The organism is Rhodococcus sp. SGAir0479, assembly GCF_005484805.1.
Classification (GTDB): Bacteria; Actinomycetota; Actinomycetes; order Mycobacteriales; family Mycobacteriaceae; genus Prescottella.
On record NZ_CP039432.1, the window covers coordinates 1,821,517 to 1,843,335 of the forward strand.

19 protein-coding genes are annotated in these 21,819 nt (G+C 70.1%); 4 read left to right on the forward strand and 15 right to left on the reverse strand.

Going from position 1 to position 21,819, the window contains the following annotated elements; genetic code table 11:
• Positions 1–3: 3 nt before the first annotated feature.
• The 5 genes from E7742_RS08495 to E7742_RS08515 all read right to left on the reverse strand — a co-directional run bounded on the left by E7742_RS08495 (position 4) and on the right by E7742_RS08515 (position 6,114).
• On the reverse strand, positions 4–1,221 hold the full coding sequence (locus E7742_RS08495) for an acetylornithine transaminase (RefSeq protein WP_137798551.1): 1,218 nt from the start codon (positions 1,219–1,221) through the stop codon (positions 4–6).
• Entirely contained in the window at positions 1,218–2,153 is a 936-nt protein-coding gene (gene argB, locus E7742_RS08500) for an acetylglutamate kinase (protein ID WP_137798552.1), read from the reverse strand. The genes E7742_RS08495 and argB overlap by 4 nt, the downstream gene beginning before the upstream one ends.
• The gene (gene argJ, locus E7742_RS08505; protein ID WP_137798553.1) at positions 2,150–3,388 is read right to left on the reverse strand and encodes a bifunctional glutamate N-acetyltransferase/amino-acid acetyltransferase ArgJ; all 1,239 of its coding nucleotides are present in this window, start codon (positions 3,386–3,388) and stop codon (positions 2,150–2,152) included. The genes argB and argJ overlap by 4 nt, the downstream gene beginning before the upstream one ends.
• Complete coding sequence (gene argC, locus E7742_RS08510; RefSeq protein ID WP_137798554.1) at positions 3,385–4,467, reverse strand: N-acetyl-gamma-glutamyl-phosphate reductase; 1,083 nt, start codon at positions 4,465–4,467, stop codon at positions 3,385–3,387. Before argC ends, argJ begins: the two co-directional genes overlap by 4 nt.
• Positions 4,468–4,575: 108 nt before the next feature.
• Complete coding sequence (locus E7742_RS08515) at positions 4,576–6,114, reverse strand: class I adenylate-forming enzyme family protein (RefSeq protein WP_137798555.1); 1,539 nt, start codon at positions 6,112–6,114, stop codon at positions 4,576–4,578.
• 134 nt (positions 6,115–6,248) lie between these two features.
• On the opposite strand from E7742_RS08515, the gene E7742_RS08520 reads away from it, so the two are divergent.
• Positions 6,249–7,982 carry an acyl-CoA dehydrogenase family protein gene (locus E7742_RS08520; protein ID WP_137798556.1) on the forward strand — a complete coding sequence of 578 codons (1,734 nt, stop codon included), beginning with the start codon at positions 6,249–6,251 and terminating at the stop codon, positions 7,980–7,982.
• Between the two features lie 16 nt (positions 7,983–7,998).
• On the opposite strand, the gene E7742_RS08525 is transcribed toward E7742_RS08520, so the two are convergent.
• From E7742_RS08525 to infC, 7 genes are all read right to left on the reverse strand, one after another.
• Entirely contained in the window at positions 7,999–8,445 is a 447-nt protein-coding gene (locus E7742_RS08525; RefSeq protein ID WP_137798557.1) for a PspA/IM30 family protein, read from the reverse strand.
• A gap of 65 nt (positions 8,446–8,510) precedes the next feature.
• Positions 8,511–11,000, reverse strand: a complete 2,490-nt coding sequence (gene pheT, locus E7742_RS08530) for a phenylalanine--tRNA ligase subunit beta (protein ID WP_137798558.1) — start codon at positions 10,998–11,000, stop codon at positions 8,511–8,513.
• 30 nt (positions 11,001–11,030) lie between these two features.
• A complete protein-coding gene (gene pheS, locus E7742_RS08535) occupies positions 11,031–12,101 on the reverse strand; it encodes a phenylalanine--tRNA ligase subunit alpha (RefSeq protein WP_137798559.1) in 1,071 nt (356 codons plus the stop codon).
• A 125-nt stretch (positions 12,102–12,226) separates the two neighbouring features.
• Entirely contained in the window at positions 12,227–13,027 is an 801-nt protein-coding gene (locus E7742_RS08540; protein ID WP_137798560.1) for a TrmH family RNA methyltransferase, read from the reverse strand.
• A 23-nt stretch (positions 13,028–13,050) separates the two neighbouring features.
• Positions 13,051–13,440 (reverse strand): 50S ribosomal protein L20, encoded by a 390-nt coding sequence (gene rplT / locus E7742_RS08545; RefSeq protein WP_127951295.1) that lies wholly within the window; start codon positions 13,438–13,440, stop codon positions 13,051–13,053.
• A gap of 63 nt (positions 13,441–13,503) precedes the next feature.
• A complete protein-coding gene (rpmI, locus tag E7742_RS08550; protein ID WP_137798561.1) occupies positions 13,504–13,698 on the reverse strand; it encodes a 50S ribosomal protein L35 in 195 nt (64 codons plus the stop codon).
• Between the two features lie 54 nt (positions 13,699–13,752).
• On the reverse strand, positions 13,753–14,403 hold the full coding sequence (gene infC / locus E7742_RS08555) for a translation initiation factor IF-3 (RefSeq protein ID WP_137801105.1): 651 nt from the start codon (positions 14,401–14,403) through the stop codon (positions 13,753–13,755).
• A 356-nt stretch (positions 14,404–14,759) separates the two neighbouring features.
• Here infC and E7742_RS08560 point away from each other — a divergent pair, with 356 nt between their 5' ends.
• Both E7742_RS08560 and E7742_RS23600 read left to right on the forward strand, forming a co-directional pair.
• Complete coding sequence (locus E7742_RS08560) at positions 14,760–15,137, forward strand: DUF1844 domain-containing protein (protein WP_137798562.1); 378 nt, start codon at positions 14,760–14,762, stop codon at positions 15,135–15,137.
• A 190-nt stretch (positions 15,138–15,327) separates the two neighbouring features.
• Complete coding sequence (locus E7742_RS23600; protein WP_302661066.1) at positions 15,328–15,459, forward strand: hypothetical protein; 132 nt, start codon at positions 15,328–15,330, stop codon at positions 15,457–15,459.
• 85 nt (positions 15,460–15,544) lie between these two features.
• Here E7742_RS23600 and E7742_RS08565 read toward each other — a convergent pair whose 3' ends face one another.
• From E7742_RS08565 to uvrA, 3 genes are all read right to left on the reverse strand, one after another.
• Complete coding sequence (locus E7742_RS08565; RefSeq protein ID WP_137798563.1) at positions 15,545–16,336, reverse strand: alpha/beta fold hydrolase; 792 nt, start codon at positions 16,334–16,336, stop codon at positions 15,545–15,547.
• A 53-nt stretch (positions 16,337–16,389) separates the two neighbouring features.
• Entirely contained in the window at positions 16,390–17,643 is a 1,254-nt protein-coding gene (locus tag E7742_RS08570) for an MFS transporter (RefSeq protein WP_137798564.1), read from the reverse strand.
• A 297-nt stretch (positions 17,644–17,940) separates the two neighbouring features.
• On the reverse strand, positions 17,941–20,898 hold the full coding sequence (uvrA, locus tag E7742_RS08575) for an excinuclease ABC subunit UvrA (protein WP_137798565.1): 2,958 nt from the start codon (positions 20,896–20,898) through the stop codon (positions 17,941–17,943).
• 164 nt (positions 20,899–21,062) lie between these two features.
• Here uvrA and E7742_RS08580 point away from each other — a divergent pair, with 164 nt between their 5' ends.
• Positions 21,063–21,755: an MBL fold metallo-hydrolase gene (locus E7742_RS08580; protein WP_137798566.1), complete on the forward strand. Its 693-nt coding sequence runs from the start codon at positions 21,063–21,065 to the stop codon at positions 21,753–21,755.
• Positions 21,756–21,819: the final 64 nt, after the last annotated feature.

Below are 21,819 nucleotides of genomic sequence, written 5' to 3' on the forward strand. Positions count from 1 at the left end.
GTACTACTTGCCTCCTTGCGATTCCGCCGCAGCCGCGTCGAGGATTCCCGGCAGCGCCGCGACGAATCCTTCCGCCTGCGCCTCGGTGAGGATCAGTGGGGGTGCCAACCGGACGACGCCGGGCTGAGCGGCGTTCACGAGGTAGCCCGCCTCCCGGGCCGCGGTCTCCACGGCGGGCGCGACGTCGTCGGTGAGGACCACACCGAGCAGCAGTCCGGCGCCGCGGACGTGATCGACGAGCGGGTGACCGAGTCCCTCGATTCCGGCGGAGAGCACCTTGCCGATCATGTCGGCGCGCGAGAGCAGGTCGTCGGCGGCGATCGTCTTGAGCACCGCGAGCGCGGCGGACGCGCACACCGGGTTGCCACCGAACGTGGTGCCGTGCTTACCCGGGCCGAACAGCTCCGCGGCCGCTCCGGTCGCGATGCACGCTCCGATCGGCATGCCGCCGCCGAGTCCCTTGGCGAGCGTCATGACGTCGGGCACGATGCCCGCCGCCTGGTGCGCGTAGAACCAGCCGGTGCGGCCGATGCCGGTCTGCACCTCGTCGAGGATCAGCAGCGCACCCCGGTCGGACGTGATCTTGCGGGCCCCCGCGAGGTACCCCTCGGGCGGAACCACGACACCGCCCTCACCCATGATCGGTTCCAGGAAGACCGCGGCCGTGTCGTCGTCGACGGCCCGGTCCAGCGCCGCGAGGTCGCCGTACGGGACGTGCTCGACGCCCGGCGGCATGGGCTCGAACGGGGCCCGCTTGTCGGGCTGACCGGTGAGCGCCAACGCGCCCATCGTCCGGCCGTGGAACGCCTTGTCCGCGGCGATGATCTTGCGCCGACCGGTCACGCGGGCGAGCTTGAACGCCGCCTCGTTCGCCTCGGTGCCCGAGTTGCACAGGAACACCCGGCCCGTCACCGAGCCCGCGCTGTCGCCCACGCCCAGCTGCGACAGCAGGTGCTCGGCCAGCGCCACCGCGGGCTCGCTCGCGTACAGGTTGGACACGTGCCCCAGCGTCGACAGCTGGGTGGTCACCGCCTCGACGATCGCCGGATGCGCATGCCCGAGGATGTTCACCGCGATGCCGGCGAGGAGATCGAGGTACTGCTTACCGTCCGCGTCAGTGACCACGGCGCCCTCGCCACGGACCAACGCCACCCGCGGTACGCCGTAGGTGTTCATCAGAGCGCCGGACCAGCGCTGCTGGAGATCCGTCGTGGCAGTCATGCCAGTCCTTCCGTGGTGACGAGTTCCGGTGCGGGGGTGACCATCGTGCCGATGCCCTCCCCGGTGAAGAGTTCGAGCAGAACCGCGTGCGCGACCCGGCCGTCGATGACGTGGGCGGTGGGTACCCCGCCCTCGACGGCGCGCAGGCAGGCCTCCATCTTCGGGACCATGCCGGCGTCGAGCCGGGGCAGCAGCTGTCGCAGCGCGGCGGTGTCGATCTCGGACGCGAGCGACGAGCGGTCGGGCCAGTCGGTGTACAGACCCTCGACGTCGGTGAGGACGACGAGCTTCTCGGCCCCGATGGCCTCGGCGAGCGCGGCGGCCGCGGTGTCGGCGTTGATGTTGTGGACCACGCCGTCCTGGTCGGGTGCGATCGTCGACACGACCGGAATACGCCCGGCCGCAATGAGATCCAGCACCGCCGCGGGGTTCACGGTCGTCACGTCGCCGACGAGACCGATGTCGGTGGCCTCGCCGTCGACCTGGACGGTGCGACGGGTGGCGGTGAACAACCGCGCATCCTCACCGGAGATGCCGACCGCGAACGGGCCGTGCGCGTTGACGAGCCCGACCAGCTCGCGACCCACCTGACCGAAGAGCACCATCCGGACCACATCCATGACCTCGGGTGTGGTGACCCGGAAGCCGCCCCGGAACTCACCTTCGAGGCCGAGCCGCTTCAGCATCGCGTTGATCTGCGGTCCCCCGCCGTGCACGACGACGGGGTGGATGCCGATCGTGCGCAGGAACGCCATGTCGGCCGCGAACGCTCGCTTGAGCTCGTCGTCGATCATCGCGTTGCCGCCGTACTTGATCACGACGACCTTGTCGTGGAAGCGCTGCAGCCACGGCAGCGCCTCCGCGAGGACGTACGCCTTCTGCGTCGACGTCAGGTCCGCGATGGCGGCCGCGGTATCGATGTCGCTGCTCATGACGAGTACGCCGAGTTCTCTTCGACGTACGCGTGCGAGAGGTCCGTCGTGCGGATGGAGGCCGTGTGCTCACCGACGCCCAGTTCGATCGTGAGCGCGATGTCCATCCCGGACAGGTCCACCTCCCGGGCGCCGGGTGCGCCGACGCCGTCGATGCAGACGGGATTGCCGTTGAACGACACCGCGATCCGGTCCGGGTCCAGTTCGATCGGCGCGATGCCGACCGCGGCCAGCACCCGGCCCCAGTTGGGGTCGGAGCCGAACAACGCCGTCTTGACCAGGCTGTCGCGGGCGACGGTGCGAGCCGCGACGAGCGCGTCCTGCTCGGACGCGGCACCGCTGACGGTGACCAGCACCCGCTTGGTGACGCCCTCCGCGTCGGCCATCATCTGCTCGGCCAGGTCGTCGCACACCGCGAGGACCGCGGCGTTGAGCTCGTCCTGCGAGGGCGTGACGGAGCTGGCACCGGACGACAGCAGCAGCACGGTGTCGTTGGTGGAGGTGGCGCCGTCGACGTCGAGCCGGTCGAACGTCATCCGCGTCGCGTGGCGCAGCGCCTCGTCGAGCTGCTGCGCGGTGGCGACGGCGTCGGTCGTGACGACGCACAGCATCGTCGCGAGCGACGGCGCCAGCATGCCCGCGCCCTTGGCCATTCCGCCGACGTTCCACTTGTCGGCGTGGTGCAGGGCCGCCTGCTTCGGGACGGTGTCGGTGGTCATGATGGCGTGCGCGGCGTCGGTGCCGCCGGAGATCCCGCCGGCCAGTTCGTGCACGATCTCGGTGACTCCGGACAGGATCTTGTCCATGGGCAACCGGTCGCCGATCAGACCGGTGGAGCACACCGCGACCTCGACCGCACCGGTCTCGGTGCCCCAGTCGCTGAGCGACGCGGCGACGTGCTCGGCCGTCTTGTGGGTGTCCTGGAACCCGGGTGCGCCCGTGCAGGCGTTGGCACCGCCGGAGTTGAGGACCACCGCCCGCAGGCGCCCGGTGGTGAGCACCTGCTGCGACCACAGCACCGGCGCGGCCTTGACCTTGTTGGCGGTGAACACGCCCGCGGCAGCCAGCTCCGGCCCCTCGTTGACCACGAGTGCGAGGTCCGCCTTGCCGCTGACCTTGATACCGGCCTGGATACCCGCGGCCCGGAAACCGGCCGGCGCGGTGACGCCCTGCGTGCGGACGAGCCGGCCGCCGGCGGTCTCGACGGCGTCGGCGTGGTCGGATACGGATGTCACGGAGCAACTCCCACAGTCGAGAGACCATCGGTCTCGGGCAGGCCCAGGGCCAGGTTCATGGATTGGACGGCACCGCCGGCGGTGCCCTTGGTGAGGTTGTCCATCGCGGCGACCACGACGAGCAGACCGGCGTCGGCGTCCACGGCCACCGCCATCTGCACGGCGTTGGACCCGACGACGGCACCCGTCTGCGGCAGCTGCCCCTCGGGCAGCACGTGGACGAACGGTTCGTCCCCGTAGGCCTTCTCGTACACGGACCGGATCTCGGCGACGGACGCGGTCGTCGGCGCGGTGCACGTTGCGAGGATGCCGCGCGGCATCGGCGCGAGGATCGGCGTGAACGACACCGTCACATCGGTGCCCGCGGCCGCGGAGAGGTTCTGCGTGATCTCGGGGGTGTGCCGGTGCGCGCCACCGATGCCGTAGGCCCGGACCGACCCCATGATCTCGGCGCCGAGGAGATCGGCCTTGGGGGCTCGGCCGGCGCCGGACGCACCGCTGACCGCGACCACGTTGACCCGCGGCTCGACGACGCCCGCGGCGACGGCCGGAGCCATCGCGAGCGACGACACCGTCGGGTAGCAGCCGGGCACCGCGATCCGGGTCGCACCGACGAGCGCGTCCCGGCCGCCCGGCAGTTCGGGCAGACCGTACGGCCAGCTGCCCGCGTGCGGGCTGCCGTAATACTTCTCCCACGCGGCGGCATCGGTGAGCCGGAAGTCGGCACCGCAGTCGATGACGACGGTGGACTCGGGGAGCGGCTCCGCGATCTCGGCGGACTTGCCGTGCGGGAGCCCCAGGAAGACCACGTCGTGTCCGGACAGCGTCTCGACGTCGGTGGGGCCGAGGACTCGGTCGACCAGCGGCAGCAGATGCGGATGGTGCGCGCCCAGCGTGGTGCCGACGTTGCCGCCGGCGGTGAGCGCGCCGATCACCAGCGCACCGTCCCGGTAGGCGGGGTGCCCGAGCAGCAGGCGCAGGACCTCGCCACCCGCGTACCCGCTGGCGCCCGCGACCGCGACCTTGATCGGCGACCGCGCCCCGGCCGTCGAAGCTTCGGAGTCTCCTGAAGTACCCATACGGATGATTATGCATCATGATGCAAATTCATTCAGTGCCGCCGTCCGGGGATCCGGTCAGCCTGTCACGGACGCGACTCACCCACCACCGCCCGCTCCCCCGTGCGGTCAGTCCGTGAGCACGGCGTCCCGCAGCACGTGTTTCGTCAGCTTGCCCGACGGGTTGCGCGGGAGTGCGTCGACGAGCACCAGTTCGCGCGGGACCTTGTACCGCGCGAGCTTGTCCGACAGATAGGCCCGCACCTCGTCGAGGTCGACCGTCCTCCCGTCGACCGGCACCACCACGGCCACCACCGTCTCACCCCACTCCGGATGCGGGCGGCCGATCACCGCGACGTCCACCACGTCCGGGTGTGGCCGGAGCGCTTCCTCCACTTCCTGCGAATACACGTTCTCGCCACCGGTGATGACGACATCCTTGAGGCGGTCGACGATGAACAGGTAGCCGTCGTCGTCGACTCGGGCCACGTCCCCGGTCCGGTACCAGCGCCCGTCGAAGACGTCCGCCGTCGCGGCGTCGTTGTCGAGGTAGCCGCGCATGCGGGTGTCGGCGCCGAGCCAGATCTCACCGGTCTCACCGGGCGCCGCGTCGCCGCCGTCGGCACGCACGACACGCAGATCCACGCCGGGCATCCCGCCCCGGCCGATCGATCCGGCCTTCTCGATCTGTTCGTGGGGGTAGAGCGCGGTCCCGACCGGGCCCATCTCGCTCATGCCGTACACCTGGTAGAAGTTTTCCGAGCGGTACACGCTCGCGAGCAGGCGCGCGGTCGGTGCGCCGATGGGCGCGCCGCCGTAGATCCACCGGCGCATGGAACTCAGGTCGTAGCGACCGAGATCGAGCCCGTGCGCCTCGGCGACCTGGACGGGGGCGAGGTAGGCGATGGGCGCACCGAAGAAGGCCGTGGCCCGCTCCCGCTGGACGGTCTCGAGGAATTCGACGGGGTGGTACTCGCGCAGCAGAATCACCGTGCCGCCGAGGAACAGCGTCGTGAGTGCCCAGTTGTTCAGCGGCGACGCGTGCCAGATCGGCATCGCAATCAGGAAGCGGTCGTCTCGGGTGAGCCCGATGGTGGCGACGATCAGCGGGGGCACCGACGCGATCGTGCGATGCGTGTGCACGCAACCCTTGGGGGCGCTCGTGGTGCCGGAGGTGTAGAGAATCTGGGCGACGTCGTCCTCGTCACCGTCGGCGCCGTCCCACTCGGGCGCCGCGGCCACGAGAGCGTCGAAGTCGTCGTCGTCCGCGACGTCCGTGCCGTGCGTCGCGGCCTCGGTGAGAAGCCAGCGCGTCCGCGGCGCGCCCCCGCGCGCGGGCGCAGCCAGATCGGCGGAGACCACACCCACGCGCGCACCGCTGTGCGCGATCGTGTACTCCACCTCGGCGGCGGTCAGCTTGTGATTGACCGGCACCAGCACACCGCCCGCGCGCCAGATCCCGAACGCGGCGATCAGGAAGCCCGGCGAGTTGTACGTCATGACCGCGACCCGGTCGCCCGGCCGCACCCCTTCGCGGCGGAACACCTCCGCGGCCCGTCGCGCCGCGGCATCGAGTTGGCGATAGCTCAGGCGCTGCGCCCCGTACACGACCGCATCCTTGTCCGGGAACTTCCGACGGGCGCTCTCCAGCAACACGTTCAGATGCACGGGCTCTCCTTCACTGGGCGCCGGCCGGGTTCGGCCCCCGTCGTCGGGGGCCCGTTGCCCGTCACGCGATTCCGTCCTACAGTCAGCTCCAAGAAGTGAATCATGATTCATTGCTTTGGGGAAGGGCCCGACACATGACGACGATCGACGACCGCACCGACGCTGCGGCGCGCGGACACCACACCCACGAGGTGTTCAATCAGGCTCCGCCGCGGGTGGGGATCGACGAGTTCACCAGCAACACTCCGCTCGTCGAGGGTGTCGCTCGGTACGACGCGGGGTGGGCCGCCGCGCACCTGAGCGAGGTGGGGTCCCTGGTCGGCACCGCCGGGTTCCAGCACGACGCCGAGCTGGCCAACACCGAGGTCCCCCGCCTGCACACCCACGACCGGTACGGGCACCGCATCGACGAGGTCGAGTACCACCCCGCGTACCACCGCATCATCTCGGCGGCCGTCGAGCACGGCGCGCACACCTCGGCGTGGGCGCAGCCGCGCCCGGGCGCCAACGTCGCCCGGGCCGCGACGTTCATGCTGTTCGCGCAGGTCGAACCCGGCCATGCGTGCCCCATCTCGATGACCCACTCTGCGGTCCCGTCACTGATGCTGTCCCCCGACCTGTCCGAGCGCTGGCTCCCCCGCCTCTACTCGCGCGGTTACGACGGCGCGCTCGCCGCACCCGGCGACAAGCCCGGCGCTATCTTCGGCATGGCCATGACGGAGAAGCAGGGCGGCTCCGACGTCCGCGCGAACACCACCGTGGCGCAGCCGCTCTCGGACGGAACATACGCGCTCACCGGTCACAAGTGGTTCTGCTCGGCGCCTATGTCGGACGCGTTCCTCGTGCTCGCCAACGCGCAGGAGCGGAGCCCGCGGAGCGACCGATCATCGGAGCGGAGCCCGCGGAGCGACCGGGCGACACAGCAGGGGCTCTCGTGCTTCCTGGTGCCGCGGGTGCTCGAGGACGGCACACGCAACGTGTTCCGCATCCAACGGCTCAAGGACAAGCTCGGCAACAAGTCGAACGCGTCTTCCGAGATCGAGCTCGACGGCACCATCGGCCACCTCGTCGGCGAGCCCGGCCGCGGCGTGCGCACGATCATCGAGATGGTGTCCCGCACCCGCCTCGACTGCGTGTACGGCTCGACCGCCGGCATGCGGCAGTCGGTCGCGGAGGCACTGTGGCACGTCCGGCACCGGGCCGCGTTCGGGGCCACGCTCGTCGACCAGCCCGCGATGACCGCGGTGGTCGCCGACCTCGCGCTCGAGTCGGAGGCCGCGACGGCGACGGCGCTGCGGCTCGCGCGGGCGCACGACGACGACGCGACCGAGACCGAGAAGGCGTTCCGCCGCCTGGCGACCGCGGTGAGCAAGTACTGGATCTGCAAGCGCGGACCGCACCACGCCTACGAGTCGCTCGAGTGCCTCGGCGGCAACGGTTACACCGAGGCGTTCCCGCTGGCCCGCCGCTACCGCGAGCAGCCGGTGATGGCGGTGTGGGAGGGGTCGGGGAACGTCATCGCGCTCGATGTGCTGCGGGCGATGACCCGCGAACCCGAGTCGGTGCAGGCCTTCGACGTCGAACTCAACCTTGCCCGCGGCGCGTCGTCGCTGTTCGACGCCCACCTGGACCGCGTGCGCGCAATGCTCACCGACCTCGCGACGATGGATCCGGCGGGCGCACAGCTGCGGGCTCGTCCCGTCGCGGCCGCGATGGCGCTGGGACTGCAGGGATCGCTGCTGCTACGAACCGCACCCACCGCCGTCGCGGAGGCGTTCGTCGCGGCGCGCCTGGGCGCCGACCGGGATTTCGAGTACGGGTCGCTTCCCGCGGGAACCGATTTCGCGGCCATCCTCGAGCGGCACTGACTCGGAGGGCGCCGACCTACCCGTCGTTCATGGAGCGGCGGATCTCGGTGAGCCGGTCGCGGGCCGCGGTCTCGCGCGCCTGCCACCGCTCGTCGAGTTCGCGGCCGGCCCGGCCCTCGCGTTCGAGTTCCTCCGCGCCCAGCGTGGTGCCGGCACGCTCCTCGACGCGGTCCCGGACGCGATCGAAGGTCGGGACACCCGCGTCGGTGTAGTCGGGACCCGGGACGTCCGCGCCCATGGTCAGGGGCGGCGGGACGTCCGGCGGCGCGGTGGGCCGGGACGGGTCCGGTGGGAAGTCCGATGTGCGTCCGGCCCCGGCGGAGAGCATCGACGCGGCCGCGTGTACGGGCGCGAGCGCGGGCCGTGCGGCCGTGGCCGCGAGCACCACGGCGAGCAGTTCGGCGTCGCCGAGTCCGTGGAGTACGCCGAGTACGTCGTCCGGTCCGCCGGCCGTGTCAACCATGAGGGGCTCCTCTCGATAGCACCTTCCAGGCTACCGAGGGGAGCCCCTCGTGGTCGTGCTCGCGCTCAGCCGCGCAGGACCGCCCCGACCGCGTCGGAGGCTGCGGCGACCGCAGCGTCGCGCGCCGCGCTGGCCTCGTCCTCGGTCAGCGTGCGGTCGGTGCCGCGGAAGCGCAGCGAGAACGCGAGCGACTTGCGTCCCTCGCCGACCTGCGCGCCCTCGAAGACGTCGAACAGGCGGATGTCCTCGAGCAGTTCGCCGCCGCCGCTGCGGAGGGCCGCCTCGACGGCCGCCGCCGGCACCGAGTCGTCGACCACGACCGCGACGTCCTGGAGCACCGCCGGGAACGGCGAGATCCGCGGCGCCGGAAGAATTTCCGTGACCGGCAGTGCGTCGAGGTCGATCTCGACCGCGCACGTGCGGGCGGGCAGACCGGCGCGCTCGAGAACCGCCGGATGCAGCTCGCCGGCATGGCCGACGACGGCGCCGTCGAAGACCACCTCGGCGCAGCGGCCCGGGTGCCACGGCAGGTACTGCGCGGCGCGCAGTTCCACCGTGACGCCGGCGGCGTCGGCGATGGTCTGCACGGCCGCGAACGCGTCGGCCGCGTCGGCGGCACGGCCTGCACCCCACGGGCCGGACGGCTCACGCAGCCCGGAGAGGACGACCGCCACGTGCACCGGCTGGGCCGGCAGCGACTTCAGCAACTGCGCGATCTGCTCGTCGGTGGGACGGCGGTCGACCGGGAGGGCGTCCACCGGCACGGTGTCCGGACCCGGCAGCACCACCTGCGCGACGCCGTAGAGCGACAGGTCGCGCTGGCCACGAGAGACGTTGCGGGCCAGCACCTCCAGCATGCCGGGCAGCAGCGTCGTCGCGAGCTCCGGACGGTCGGACTCGAGCGGGTTGAGCACCTTGGTGGTGTTGCGGCGCGGGTCGTCCGCGTCCAGGCCCCACGTGTCGAAGACGGCGTGCGGCAGGAACACCGGCGGCAGGATCTCGACGTATCCGGACGCGGCGAGCATCCGGCCGACCGCCCGACGACGACGCTGCTCCCCGGTCAGGCCGCGACCGGCCGGGGCGTGCGGAAGCACGGACGGGATCTGCTCGAGCCCCTCGAGGCGCAGCACCTCCTCGACCAGGTCGGCCGGCTGGGTCAGATCGGGACGCCACGACGGCGGGGTGACGACCAGCTGGCCGTGCCCGGACTCGCTCACGCCGACCTCGACGGTGCAGCCGATCTGCGTCAGACGCCGGGCGGCCGTGCCGTTCGGGTAGCCGACGCCGGCAACCCGGTCCGGCAGGTCGATGTCCATGCGGATCTGCCGCGACGACGGAACGTCGCCCACGTCGGTGAGCACCGGCTCGACGGTGCCGCCCGCGATCTCGACGAGCAGGGCCGCCGCCCGGTCGAGGGCCGGCAGCGCCACCTCGGGGTCGACGACCCGCTCGTAGCGCTTGCTGGCCTCGCTGATCAGCTTGTGGCGCCGCGAGGTCTTGAACACCGCGAGCGGATCCCACGTGGCCGACTCGAGCAGGATGTCGGTGGTCCCGGCATGCACCTCGGTGGAGGCCCCGCCCATCACACCGGCCAACGAGATGGGCCCGGACTCGTCGGCGATGACGACGTCCTCGGGATCGAGCGTGCGCTCGACCTCGTCGAGCGTGGTGAGCTTCTCCCCCGCCTGGGCGCGGCGGACCACCAGGCCCCCCTGGACCTTGGCGGCGTCGAACGCGTGTAGCGGCTGCCCGAGCTCGAGCAGCACGTAGTTGGTGACGTCGACGGCCGGCGAGATGGGACGGACGCCGGACATCAGCAAGCGCCGCTGCAGCCACCACGGGCTCACTGCGGAGGCGTCGACGCCGGTGATCCGTCGGGCGGTGAAGCGCGTGGCCTTCGACTCCGGCTCGAGCCGCACCGGCCAGGCCTCCCCGCCGTCCGCGGGCAGGGCGGGCACCACCGCGGGGTCGGCGAACGGCAGGTCGAAACCGCAGGCCAGTTCGCGAGTCAGACCGCGCACCGAAAAGCAGTAGCCGCGGTCCGGGGTGATGTTGAGTTCGATGACGGTGTCGTCGAGTCCGAGCAGATCGTTGGCGTCGGTGCCGGGCTCCGCCGTCCCCGGCTCGAGGACCAGGATTCCCGAGTGGTCCTTACCGATCCCCAGTTCCGAGGCCGAACACATCATGCCGTTGGAGACCTTGCCGTACGTCTTGCGGGCGGCGATCGCGAACCCACCCGGCAGCACCGCGCCCGGCAGCGCCGCCACGACGAGGTCACCCTGCGCGAAATTCCTTGCGCCGCAGACGATCTCCTGTGGCGCATCGGCGCCGACGTCCACCTTGCAGAACCGGATCGGCTTCTTGAACTCGGTGAGCTCCTCGATCTCCAGCACCCGGCCCACGACCAGCGGTCCCGTCACCGGTTCGAGCGACTCGACCTCCTCGACCTCGAGGCCCACCCGGACGAATCCGGCATCCAACTCCTCGGGGGTGACCTGCCACTCGGGGGTCGCCCGCTGCAGGATCTCGGTCAGCCACGATTGCGCTACTCGCACGTCTTCTCAGCTCTCTCGTTCTCGTCGCGATCAGGCCTGGACACCGAAGGGCAGCGTGAACCGCACGTCGCCCTCGACGATGTCGCGCATGTCCGGGATGCCGTTGCGGAACTGCAGCGTCCGCTCGAGGCCCATACCGAACGCGAAACCGGAGTACTCGTCGGGGTCGATACCGGACGCGCGCAACACGTTCGGGTTCACCATGCCGCAGCCGCCCCACTCGACCCAGCCGGCGCCGCCCTTCTTGTTCGGGAACCACACGTCCACCTCGGCGGACGGTTCGGTGAACGGGAAGTAGTTGGGGCGCATGCGCGTCCGGGTGTCGGGGCCGAACAACGCGCGCGCGAACGCGTCCAGGGTGCCGCGCAGGTGCGCCATGGTCAGCCCCTTGTCCACCGCGAGACCCTCGACCTGGGAGAAGACCGGGGTGTGCGTGGCGTCGAGCTCGTCGGTACGGAACGTCCGCCCCGGGCACACGACGTAGATCGGGATCTCCCGCGACAGCATCGTGCGGACCTGGACCGGAGAGGTGTGCGTCCGCAGCACCTGCCGCGAACCCTCGGGCGCGATGTGGAACGTGTCCTGCATCGTGCGCGCCGGATGGTCGGGCAGGAAGTTGAGCGCGTCGAAGTTGAAGTGCTCGGTCTCGACCTCGGGGCCCTCGGCGACCTCCCAGCCCATGCCGACGAAGACGTCGGCGATCTGCTCGGAGATGATCGTGATGGGATGCCGCGCACCCGCCGGGCGGCGCACCGCCGGCAGCGTCACGTCGATGGCCTCGGAGACCAGCACGGCCGCGTCCCGCTCGGCGAGCAGGATCTCGCGGCGGGCGTCGAACGCCGTGACGACGCGGGTGCGGGCCACGTTGACCCGCTTGCCCGCCTCCGAGCGCTCCTCCTTGGGCAGCGCACCCAGGCCGCGCTTGGCCAGCGCGACGGGGGCCTTGTCACCGAGGTGCTCGATCTTGGCCTGGGCGAGCTGGTCCAGGTCCGCGGCCGCCGCGAACGCCTCCTCGGCGGCGACGGCCGCAGCCGCCAGTGCCTCCTCGGTCAGCGCGCTCGCATCGACAGTCGGCGGGGCACCGCCCTCATTCTTAGCCACGACCGGTGCAACTCCTTGTCTGTCTTCATCTGTCTGATGCTGATTGTCGCGGGGTACCCGGACCCGGGCACGACACTCGAATCCTAGGCGATCGGCCTGCGACGATTCGAACGAGTTCGGCCGCGTCAGTGACTCCGGTGCTGGACGCGGGCGCTCGCGTACAGGCAGATCGATGCGGCGGTGGCCAGGTTCAGGCTCTCCGCGCGACCGCGGATCGGAATTCGCACCCGGTGGTCGGCGCGCTCCGCGACGGCCGGGTCGAGACCGTGGGCCTCGTTGCCGAACAACCACGCGGTCGGCCGCGCCAGGAGTTCGTCGGCGTCGTCGAGGTCGACTTCACCGTCCGCCGCCGTCGCGAGCACCTGGATGCCGGCGTCGGCCAGTGCCGTCAGAACGGTGCCGGTGTCGCGCTCGCGCACGATCGGCAGGTGGAACAGGCTTCCGGCCGAGGACCGGACGCACTTGCCGTTGTGGGGGTCGACACTGTCACCGGCGAGGATGGCCGCGTCGGCGCCGACCGCGTCGGCCACTCGGATGACGGTTCCGGCGTTGCCCGGTTCGGCGATCGCCACCGGGACCGCGAGCAGACGGGCCTCGGCCGTGATCGCGCGTGTGAGCGGCACGTCGAGCAGGTCGCACACGGCGACCACACCGGGCGGGGTGACGGTGTCGCTCAGGCCGCGGATCGCCCGGTCGGTGACCAGCGACGCGGGGATCCCGGCGGCGCGGGCGTCGTCGATCAGCTCGCGGTAGCGCTCCCCCGCGCGCTCGGTGAAGAACACCTCGTGCACCACCCCGCCGGCGAGGGCCTCGGCGACCGAGTTCTCGCCCTCCGCGAGGAATCGTCCCGTCTTCCTGCGCTCTGCGCCGCGCAGGAGCTTGACAGCAGAAACGACCCGCGGAGTCCGTTCGGTGAACGGGTCCACGGGTCGATTCCGGAACTGCTGACTCAGGCCGCTTCTCCGGCCGGAGCGTTGACGTCGGCCGGCAGGGCTGCCTTCGCGACCGCGACCAGACCGGCGAATGCCTCGGCGTCGGAGACGGCGAGCTCGGCGAGGATCTTGCGGTCCACCTCGACACCCGCAGCCTTGAGGCCCTGGATGAAGCGGTTGTAGGTGATGTCGTTGGCGCGAGCCGCAGCGTTGATACGAGCGATCCACAGCTTCCGGAAGTCGCCCTTGCGCTGGCGACGGTCACGGTAGGCGTAGGTCATCGAGTGGAGCTGCTGCTCCTTCGCCTTGCGGTACAGGCGCGAACGCTGTCCGCGGTAGCCGCTCGAGGCCTCGAGAATCGAACGACGCTTCTTCTGGGCGTTGACAGCCCTCTTTACGCGTGCCACTGCAAAATCCTGTCAATCTGTCGGGGCACAGACGTGCCCCTTGCGGTCAAGTAGGGGAAGAGCTCAGATGCCGAGCAGACGCTTGATGCGGGGAGCATCCTGGTCGGCGACGACGGCCTTGCCGTCCAGACGACGGGTCACGCGCGAGCTCTTGTGCTCGAGCAGGTGGCGACGTCCGGCCTTCTGGCGCAGGATCTTTCCGCTACCGGACACCTTGAATCGCTTCGCGGTGCCACTGTGGGTCTTCGACTTGGGCATGGAGTCCTCAGTTCTTGTGTCTTACGTACTTCGGTCTTGCGTCGAGTGGTCGGGTCAGGCGCTGGGCGCGGGAGGCGCGCCACCGTCACCGGTCGCGGGCTTCGCCTGCGTGGCCTGGGCGCCCTCCTGGGCCTTCGCACGGGTCTTCGCACCCTTGTGCGGCGCAAGAACCATGGTCATGTTGCGGCCGTCCTGCTTCGCGGAGGTCTCCACGAAGCCGAGGTCCGCGACATCCGCGCCGAGACGCTGGAGCAGGCGGAACCCGAGCTCGGGACGAGACTGCTCGCGACCACGGAACATGATCGTGACCTTGACCTTCGAGCCCGCCTCGAGGAAGCGGATGACGTTCCGCTTCTTGGTCTCGTAGTCGTGGTCGTCGATCTTCGGGCGGAGCTTCTGCTCCTTGATGACGGTCTGCTGCTGGTTCTTCCGCGACTCGCGCGCCTTCTGCGCCGTCTCGTACTTGAACTTGCCGTAGTCCATGATCTTGCAGACCGGCGGACGGGCATCGGGAGCCACCTCGACCAGGTCGAGGTCGGCCTCGAGTGCTACGCGCAGCGCATCCTCGACACGCACGATCCCAACCTGCTCACCCCCGGGTCCGATGAGGCGAACCTCGGGAACTCGGATGCGCTCGTTGATGCGGGTCTCAGTGCTGATGTGGCCTCCTAGGTAGTGCGGTGCAGTCCTTTGACCGCGCCGCAGCCCCGTGCGCCCTCGATCCCCAACAAGAAAGCCCCGCGTCGGCGAGAAACTCGCCGTGCGGGGCCCGATGTCGACCGGTGCGATACCGCCCCGAAGCCGGGAGCGGCACCCCTTCACGTACTGGAAGGAGCCACCCGACACTTCCCTGCGGAAGCATCCGGGCGGCGACCGGACCACTGAACCGCACCGCCAGGTGCCGCGCAGAGGTGGGAGTCGGACTCCACTTTGCTGCCCTGGCCGAAGGCCGAGGGCGGTCGTGACGAACAGCGTAGCACCTCCGGCGCACCGTTTCGAATCGCGCCGGCGGCCACGACCCGACCGTACCGGCGACCACCGTCGATGGAATCCTGGCAGACATGACGCAGAATCCCGACCCGGCCGAAGCCGTCCAGCACGCCGAGGACGATCTCTCCGACGTCCGCGAACTCGCCGACGTCCCCGCGATCGAGGTGATCAGCCGCGCCGCCGTCATGCTGATGAGTTCGGCGGCCGAGAAGCTCGGGTTGTCCGATCCCGAGCCGGAGAAGAGCCCGCAGCTCGACCTCGACGAGGCGCGCCGGCTCATCACCGCACTCGCCGGACTCGTCACCGCCTCGGTGGAGTACCTGGGCCCCCATGCCGGCCCGATCCGCGAGGGCCTGCAGGCACTGCAGCGCGCCTTCCGGGAGACCTCCGCGCACCCGGACGAGCCCGGCAAGGGCCCCGGCGAGAAGTACACCGGACCCGTCTACTGAGCCGCCTGCGGGGAGTCGCGTCACGCTGAGCCGCTTGCGGCGAGTCGCGTCGCGGTCCCAGCCACGGCCGGGGCCTCGCATTGCGATTCCCACCCGTAACAGTTGCCACATTGGTAGCGTTCGGCTGGCTGTCGAATACGTGCATTTCCCCTACCGCCCCGACCGGGGGCCGAACCGAAGGAGCCACACCATGGGATCCGTTTCTTCCCTCTTCAGCGCCCTGATCGACGCCGTCACCAAGGGCGACCTCGACATCACCGGGCTTCTGTCGGGCCTGCTGAGCGCTTCCTCGGAGCAGCAGCAGGGCGGCGGCGGCCAGTAACGGCTGCAGAAGTCACGGCGGCGGGAGCAGCAGCTCCCGCCGCCGTTTCTTTCCCCCTGGGCGACGGCCGGCGGCCGGTGCGGACTCAGGACGACGGCGTCACGCTGCCGCCGAGCAGAATCGTGCTGATCAACTCCGGATCGTCGGTCATCGGAACGTGCCCGATCCCGGGTAGCACCATCACCCGCGCCTGCGGGAACACGCGCCGCACCCGCCGCGCCTGGTACACCGGCAGGATCAGGTCCCGGCGGCCCCACGCGACGGTCACCGGAATCTCCGGATCCACGGACGCCGGGAGGTCGAAGGTCGCGGCCATGGTGCGGTCCACCAGAGCATTCGTCGCGAGCGACCGCGCTCCGGTCACCGCGTCCTCGTACGACACCCGGGCCGGGTGGCCGTAGAACGCGGCCAACGAGGGATAGCGCACCACCCGGGACGCCATGGCGGCGGGCATCCGCGATCCCATCGCGCGGGTGAGTGAACGCAGCGCCCGGAAGGTCCACTCGGTGCGGACCTGATCGGCGTGGTTGACGAAGAACCCGGCCGGCGACAACGCGGTCGCCGAGGCCGCCTCTCGGCGGGCGGCGAGGCCGAGCGCGAGAAACCCTCCGAGCGAGTTGCCCGCGACGTGCGGGCGTTCCCCGGCCGGTGTCACGGACCTGACGAAGCGGGTCAGCTCGTCGAGAAGTCCGTCCAACACCTCCTCGCCGTCGGCAAGAGCAGCGGACTCCCCGTGTCCTGGAAGGTCGACGGTGACCACCCGGCGGTAGGGCGTCAAGCGGTCCACCACCGCGGTCCAGGCCTGCCGGCGGTCGACGATGCCGTGCACGAGCACGAGCGTGGGGCCGGAACCGGCGACGTCGTGGCGGAGGTCCATGACGGCACGCTACCGCCGCGATCGGCCTCCGGACACGCGAAGCCGCGGACCGCTCACAAGACGCGGCGGGCTCGCCTGTCGAGCAGTCCCGAACCCACGCCCGTGCACGCCAGCACCACGCACCCGCAGAGGACGACGGCGAACGCCGGCGCGGAACCGAACGAGTCCGCGACCGCGCCCGCTAGCGGCGCACCGATGGCGTTTCCACCGATCAACGATCCCGAGAGAATAGTCATCTGCACGGTGTTCCGGCCCCGCGGCGTGGAATCGGCGGCGATGCGATAGATGGACACGATCACGGGGCCGACTCCCACGCCGAGCAGGCAGAGCAGAGCGGCGAGGACGACAGCGGAGTCGATGAACGGCAGTACCGCCGACACGGCCACCGCCCACACTGCTCCGGCGATCCAACGCGCGTGCAGGCCGATCTTCTGCGACACCACGACCATGCCCACCGACGCCGCCCCCGAACCGATGCCGAACCCCGCGTAGATGAAGCCGGCGCCCTGCGTGCTCCCGTTCTCGCCTGCGAACGCCACCACCGCCGTCGACGCGGCGCCGAGCAGCGATCCGATCGTCAGCATCGCCAGGACCAGGAGCACTTGGTTCGCGCGCGCGAACTCGCGCAGGGACGCCACCCCGGCGTCGACCGTTCGTGCTGCGGCGGCCGCGACACCGGCGGTCGGATGCACCGCGAACAGGATTCCGAACACCAGGGTCAGCACGGCACACACGGCCAGCGGTGCAGCGGGCGCGAAGACCGCGAGCACCCCGATGAGCACCGGACCGAACACGAACGTCATCTCGTCGGCCAGGGTTTCGTAGCTGAAGGCCGCGCCCTGCACCCGGGCGCGATCACCCGTCACCGAGCGGCGGATCAGCGCGGTCCACCGGACCCGGGAGAGGGGGCCGACCGGCGGAACGGTGAAACCGCAGAACGCCGCGGCGATCAGAAGTAACGCCATCCCCTGCCCGTGCGCTGCGGCGAGTGTCGCCACTACGAGCAGGGTGTTGACGACCGCGAGGACGAGGACGAGACGCCGCTGGCCGAACCGATCGGCACACGCGCCGACCACTGCGGTCCCCACGGCCGCGCCGGCCGCGTAGCAGCCCGCGGCGACTCCTCCCTGCGAGTACGAATCCCGAACGAGCGCAACGTAACTGCTGATGCCCAGGGTCAGCATCGCGAACGGGAGACGCGCGAGAAGGCCGATGGGGAGAAACGACCACCCGGCCGCGGCCCCGAGTTGAGCGAAGGGATTGCGGGCGCGCCGCTGAGCAGCGCGAGGTGAGACTTGCACAGACATGGAAGCTTTCCGTCACATGGGGTCGCCGAAGCGGTTGTGTCGGCGACCCACCAGTCCCCGCCGACACTCGGACCCAATGCTTGGGGGTCACCGACGGACCCCGGACATAACTTCGTGCAACGAAGAGTTTACCCCCGCCTCCGCGCCGGCCGGTGCCGCCGGACCGCGTGCGGTCGCTCACATGGCCGGTCCCGGGGGCGAGCAGTCGACCGAGACGCCGACGGCGGTGGGACTTCCGTGAATCCCGCCGCCGTCACCGGTCTGCAGATGCCGACCCGCACCGAGCCGACCCCGGGGCTACCCGACCGCGGCCGCCTTGCGGGCCCGCTTGCGCGGAGCCGGTCCGGTCTTGCCCGCCGCGGTGCGACGGGGTGCGGCCCCGTTCTCGGGGACCGCCGGCGCTGCAAGGACTTCCGCGAGGAAGCGCCCGGTGTAACTCTGCGGAACCGCCGCCACGTCCTCCGGGGTTCCTTCCGCGACCACGGTGCCGCCGCCGGACCCGCCCTCGGGTCCCATGTCGATGACCCAGTCCGACGTCTTGATGACATCGAGGTTGTGCTCGATGACGATGACGGTGTTGCCCTTGTCGACGAGCCCGCCGACCACCTTGAGGAGCTTGCGGATGTCCTCGAAGTGCAGGCCGGTCGTCGGCTCGTCGAGAACGTAGACGGTGCGCCCGGTCGAGCGCTTCTGCAACTCCGCCGCGAGCTTCACGCGCTGCGCTTCACCACCGGACAGCGTCGGCGCCGGCTGGCCCAGCCGCACGTAGCCGAGACCGACCTCCACCAGGGTCTTCAGGTAGCGGTGGATGGACGTGACGGGTTCGAAGAACTCGGCCGCCTCCTCGATCGGCATGTCGAGCACTTCCGCGATCGTCTTGCCCTTGTAGTGCACCTCGAGCGTCTCGCGGTTGTAGCGGGCGCCGTGGCACACCTCGCACGGCACGTAGACGTCCGGCAGGAAGTTCATTTCGATCTTGAGCGTGCCGTCGCCGGAACATGCCTCGCAACGGCCGCCCTTGACGTTGAACGAGAACCGTCCCGGCTGGTAACCCCGCACCTTGGCCTCGGTGGTCGCGGCGAACAACGTGCGGATCTTGTCGAACACGCCGGTGTACGTCGCCGGGTTCGACCGCGGGGTGCGTCCGATGGGCGACTGGTCCACCTGGACCAGCTTGTCGAGCTGGTCGAGACCGTTGATCCGGGTGTGCCGGCCCGGGACCTGACGTGCGCCGTTGAGCTTGTTCGCCATCACGGTCGCGAGGATGTCGTTGACGAGCGTGGACTTGCCCGATCCCGAGACCCCGGTGACCGACGTGAGCACTCCGAGCGGGAAGCTGACGTCGATGCCCTTCAGGTTGTTCTCCCGCGCCCCCACGACGGTGACCTGACGCTTGCGGTCGACGGCCCGGCGCTCGGCCGGGACGTCGATGGTGCTGCGTCCGGACAGGTAGGCGCCCGTAAGGGATTCGGCGTTGGTGAGCAACTTCTCGTAGGGTCCGCTGTGCACGACCCGGCCACCGTGCTCACCGGCCAGCGGGCCGATGTCGACGACCCAGTCCGACGCCCGGATCGTGTCCTCGTCGTGCTCGACGACGATCAGCGTGTTGCCGAGATCGCGGAGCCGCGTGAGGGTTTCGATGAGCCGACGATTGTCACGCTGGTGCAGGCCGATCGAGGGTTCGTCGAGGACGTACAGGACGCCGACGAGACCGGAACCGATCTGCGTGGCGAGCCGGATGCGCTGCGCCTCGCCGCCGGACAGGGTGCCCGCGGCACGCGCCAGCGACAGGTAGTCGAGCCCGACGTCGAGGAGGAACCCGAGACGCGCCTGGACCTCCTTGAGCACTTGGCCCGCGATCGCTTCCTCGCGGGCGCCCAGCGTGAGGCTGCCCAGAAACGCCGAGCAGTCCGCGATGGACAGCTCGCACACCTGCGCGATCGACTTCGGGCCGTACCCCTCCGCAGCCACGGTCACCGACAGGATCTCCGGACGGAGCCGGGCGCCGTTGCAGGCAGGGCACGGGATGTCCCGCATGTACCCGTCGTAGCGTTCCTTCATCTGCTCGGACTCGGTCTGTTCCAGCCGGCGGTGCAGGAACGGCATCACGCCCTCGAACTCGGCGTAGTAGGACCGGGTCCGCCCGTACCGGTTCTTGTACCGCACGTGCACCTGGTCGGTGCTGCCCTGGAGGATCGCCTTGCGCGCCTTGGCCGGCAGCTTGTTCCAGGGCGTCTTCATGTCGAAGCCCATGATGTCGCCCAGGCCCGAGAGCAGTCGGCCGAAGTACTCGGCGCTCTGCCCCATCGACCACGGGGCGATCGCCCCCTCGTCGAGACTCAGCTCCGGATCCGGCACGACCAGATCCGGGTCCACCTCCTTGCGGATGCCGAGGCCCGTGCACTCGGGGCACGCGCCGTACGGCGAGTTGAAGGAGAAGGACCGCGGCTCGAGATCGTCGATCGACAGCGCGTGACCGTTGGGACACGCCAGCTTCTCGGAGAATCGGCGCTCCCGGTCGGGGGCGTCCTCGTCGCGGTCGACGAAGTCCAGCACGAGGATGCCCTCGGCCAGTCGCAGGGCCGTCTCGACGGAATCGGTGAGCCGCTGCTTGGCGCTGGCCTTGACGGTGAGGCGGTCCACGACCACCTCGATGTCGTGCTTCTCCTGCTTTTTGAGCTTGGGCGGGTCGGTCAGCGGGTACACCACACCGTCGACGCGGACTCGCGAGTATCCCTGGGTGTTGAGCTGCTCGAACAGGTCGACGAACTCGCCCTTGCGGGTGCGGACCACCGGCGCGAGGACCTGGAACTTCGTGCCCTCGTCCATCTCGAGGACCTGGTCGACGATCTGTTGCGGTGTCTGCCGGGCGATCTGCTCGCCGCACACCGGGCAGTGCGCCGTGCCGGCGCGGGCGTACAGCAGGCGGAGATAGTCGTACACCTCGGTGATGGTGCCGACGGTGGAGCGCGGATTGCGGTTGGTCGACTTCTGGTCGATCGAGACCGCGGGCGAGAGCCCCTCGATGAAATCGACGTCGGGCTTGTCCATCTGCCCCAGGAACTGCCGCGCGTACGCCGACAGCGATTCGACGTAGCGGCGTTGTCCCTCGGCGAAGATCGTGTCGAACGCAAGACTGGACTTGCCCGACCCGGACAAACCGGTGAAGACGATCATGCTGTCGCGCGGCAGATCGAGATTGATTCCTCGCAGATTGTGCTCACGTGCACCTTGCACGATCAGGCGATCCGCCACACGTAGTCCCTTCTCGGTTCGGCCGTCGCACGGACACTCGTCCGGCGCAGCCCATGGTAGGCGCGGGCACCGACAAACTCTCCGACCAGCAGGTTTCGCGATGAACACCGACAGCGGGAGTCGGCTGCGCGTCGGCACCGACATTCGACGGTAGCCTCCCGATCATGGAGCAGCAGAGCATCACCATCGACGACGACTACACGGGCGATCTCTCCGGGACGTCGGGCGCTCAGCGTCGCACCGTTCCCGGCGCGACGATCACCAAGATGTCCGTCGGTCCCATGGACAACAACACGTACCTCGTCACGTGCACGGCGACCGGAAAGTCGCTGCTCATCGACGCCGCGAACGATGCGGACCGCATCGTTCGGCTCATCGAGGAGCAGGCGCCGCAGCTCGAGCTCATCGTGACGACGCACCAACATCACGACCACTGGTTCGCCCTGGCCGAGGTGACCGAGAAGACCGGCCGTCCGACGGCGGCGCATCCCCTCGACTCCGAGATCCTCTCGGTCCATCCCGACCGCAGCCTCGAGGACGGGGACACGATCACGGTGGGCGATCTCACGCTCGAGGTGATCCACCTGAGCGGCCATACGCCGGGCGGAATCACGCTGGCCCTCACCGAACAGGGCGGTACCGGTCGTGTGCACCTCTTCACCGGCGACTCGCTGTTCCCCGGCGGTGTGGGCAAGACCCCGGACGCCGAACGGTTCACGTCGTTGATGAACGACGTCGAGTCGAAGCTGTTCGACCGGTTTCCCGACGACACCCCCTTCTACCCCGGTCACGGCAAGGACTCCACGCTCGGTGCGGAGCGTCCGCATCTGCAGGAGTGGCGCGAACGCGGCTGGTGAATCCCGTGCGGTCCGTCGGTGCCGTGCCGATCGCCACCTACCTGGATACGGTGGAATCACAATC

What these genes read in the sequence shown, in the direction of transcription:
- argB (WP_137798552.1), bottom strand. Translation starts at nt 2,153, where the DNA reads ATGAGCAGCGACATCGATACCGCGGCCGCCATCGCGGACCTGACGTCG.
- E7742_RS08525 (WP_137798557.1), bottom strand. Translation starts at nt 8,445, where the DNA reads ATGGTTGACACGGCCGGCGGACCGGACGACGTACTCGGCGTACTCCAC.
- E7742_RS08495 (WP_137798551.1), bottom strand. Translation starts at nt 1,221, where the DNA reads ATGACTGCCACGACGGATCTCCAGCAGCGCTGGTCCGGCGCTCTGATG.
- E7742_RS08520 (WP_137798556.1), top strand. Translation starts at nt 6,249, where the DNA reads ATGACGACGATCGACGACCGCACCGACGCTGCGGCGCGCGGACACCAC.
- E7742_RS08560 (WP_137798562.1), top strand. Translation starts at nt 14,760, where the DNA reads ATGACGCAGAATCCCGACCCGGCCGAAGCCGTCCAGCACGCCGAGGAC.
- E7742_RS08580 (WP_137798566.1), top strand. Translation starts at nt 21,063, where the DNA reads ATGGAGCAGCAGAGCATCACCATCGACGACGACTACACGGGCGATCTC.
- E7742_RS23600 (WP_302661066.1), top strand. Translation starts at nt 15,328, where the DNA reads ATGGGATCCGTTTCTTCCCTCTTCAGCGCCCTGATCGACGCCGTCACC.
- E7742_RS08565 (WP_137798563.1), bottom strand. Translation starts at nt 16,336, where the DNA reads ATGGACCTCCGCCACGACGTCGCCGGTTCCGGCCCCACGCTCGTGCTC.
- E7742_RS08570 (WP_137798564.1), bottom strand. Translation starts at nt 17,643, where the DNA reads ATGTCTGTGCAAGTCTCACCTCGCGCTGCTCAGCGGCGCGCCCGCAAT.
- argC (WP_137798554.1), bottom strand. Translation starts at nt 4,467, where the DNA reads ATGGGTACTTCAGGAGACTCCGAAGCTTCGACGGCCGGGGCGCGGTCG.
- rpmI (WP_137798561.1), bottom strand. Translation starts at nt 13,698, where the DNA reads ATGCCCAAGTCGAAGACCCACAGTGGCACCGCGAAGCGATTCAAGGTG.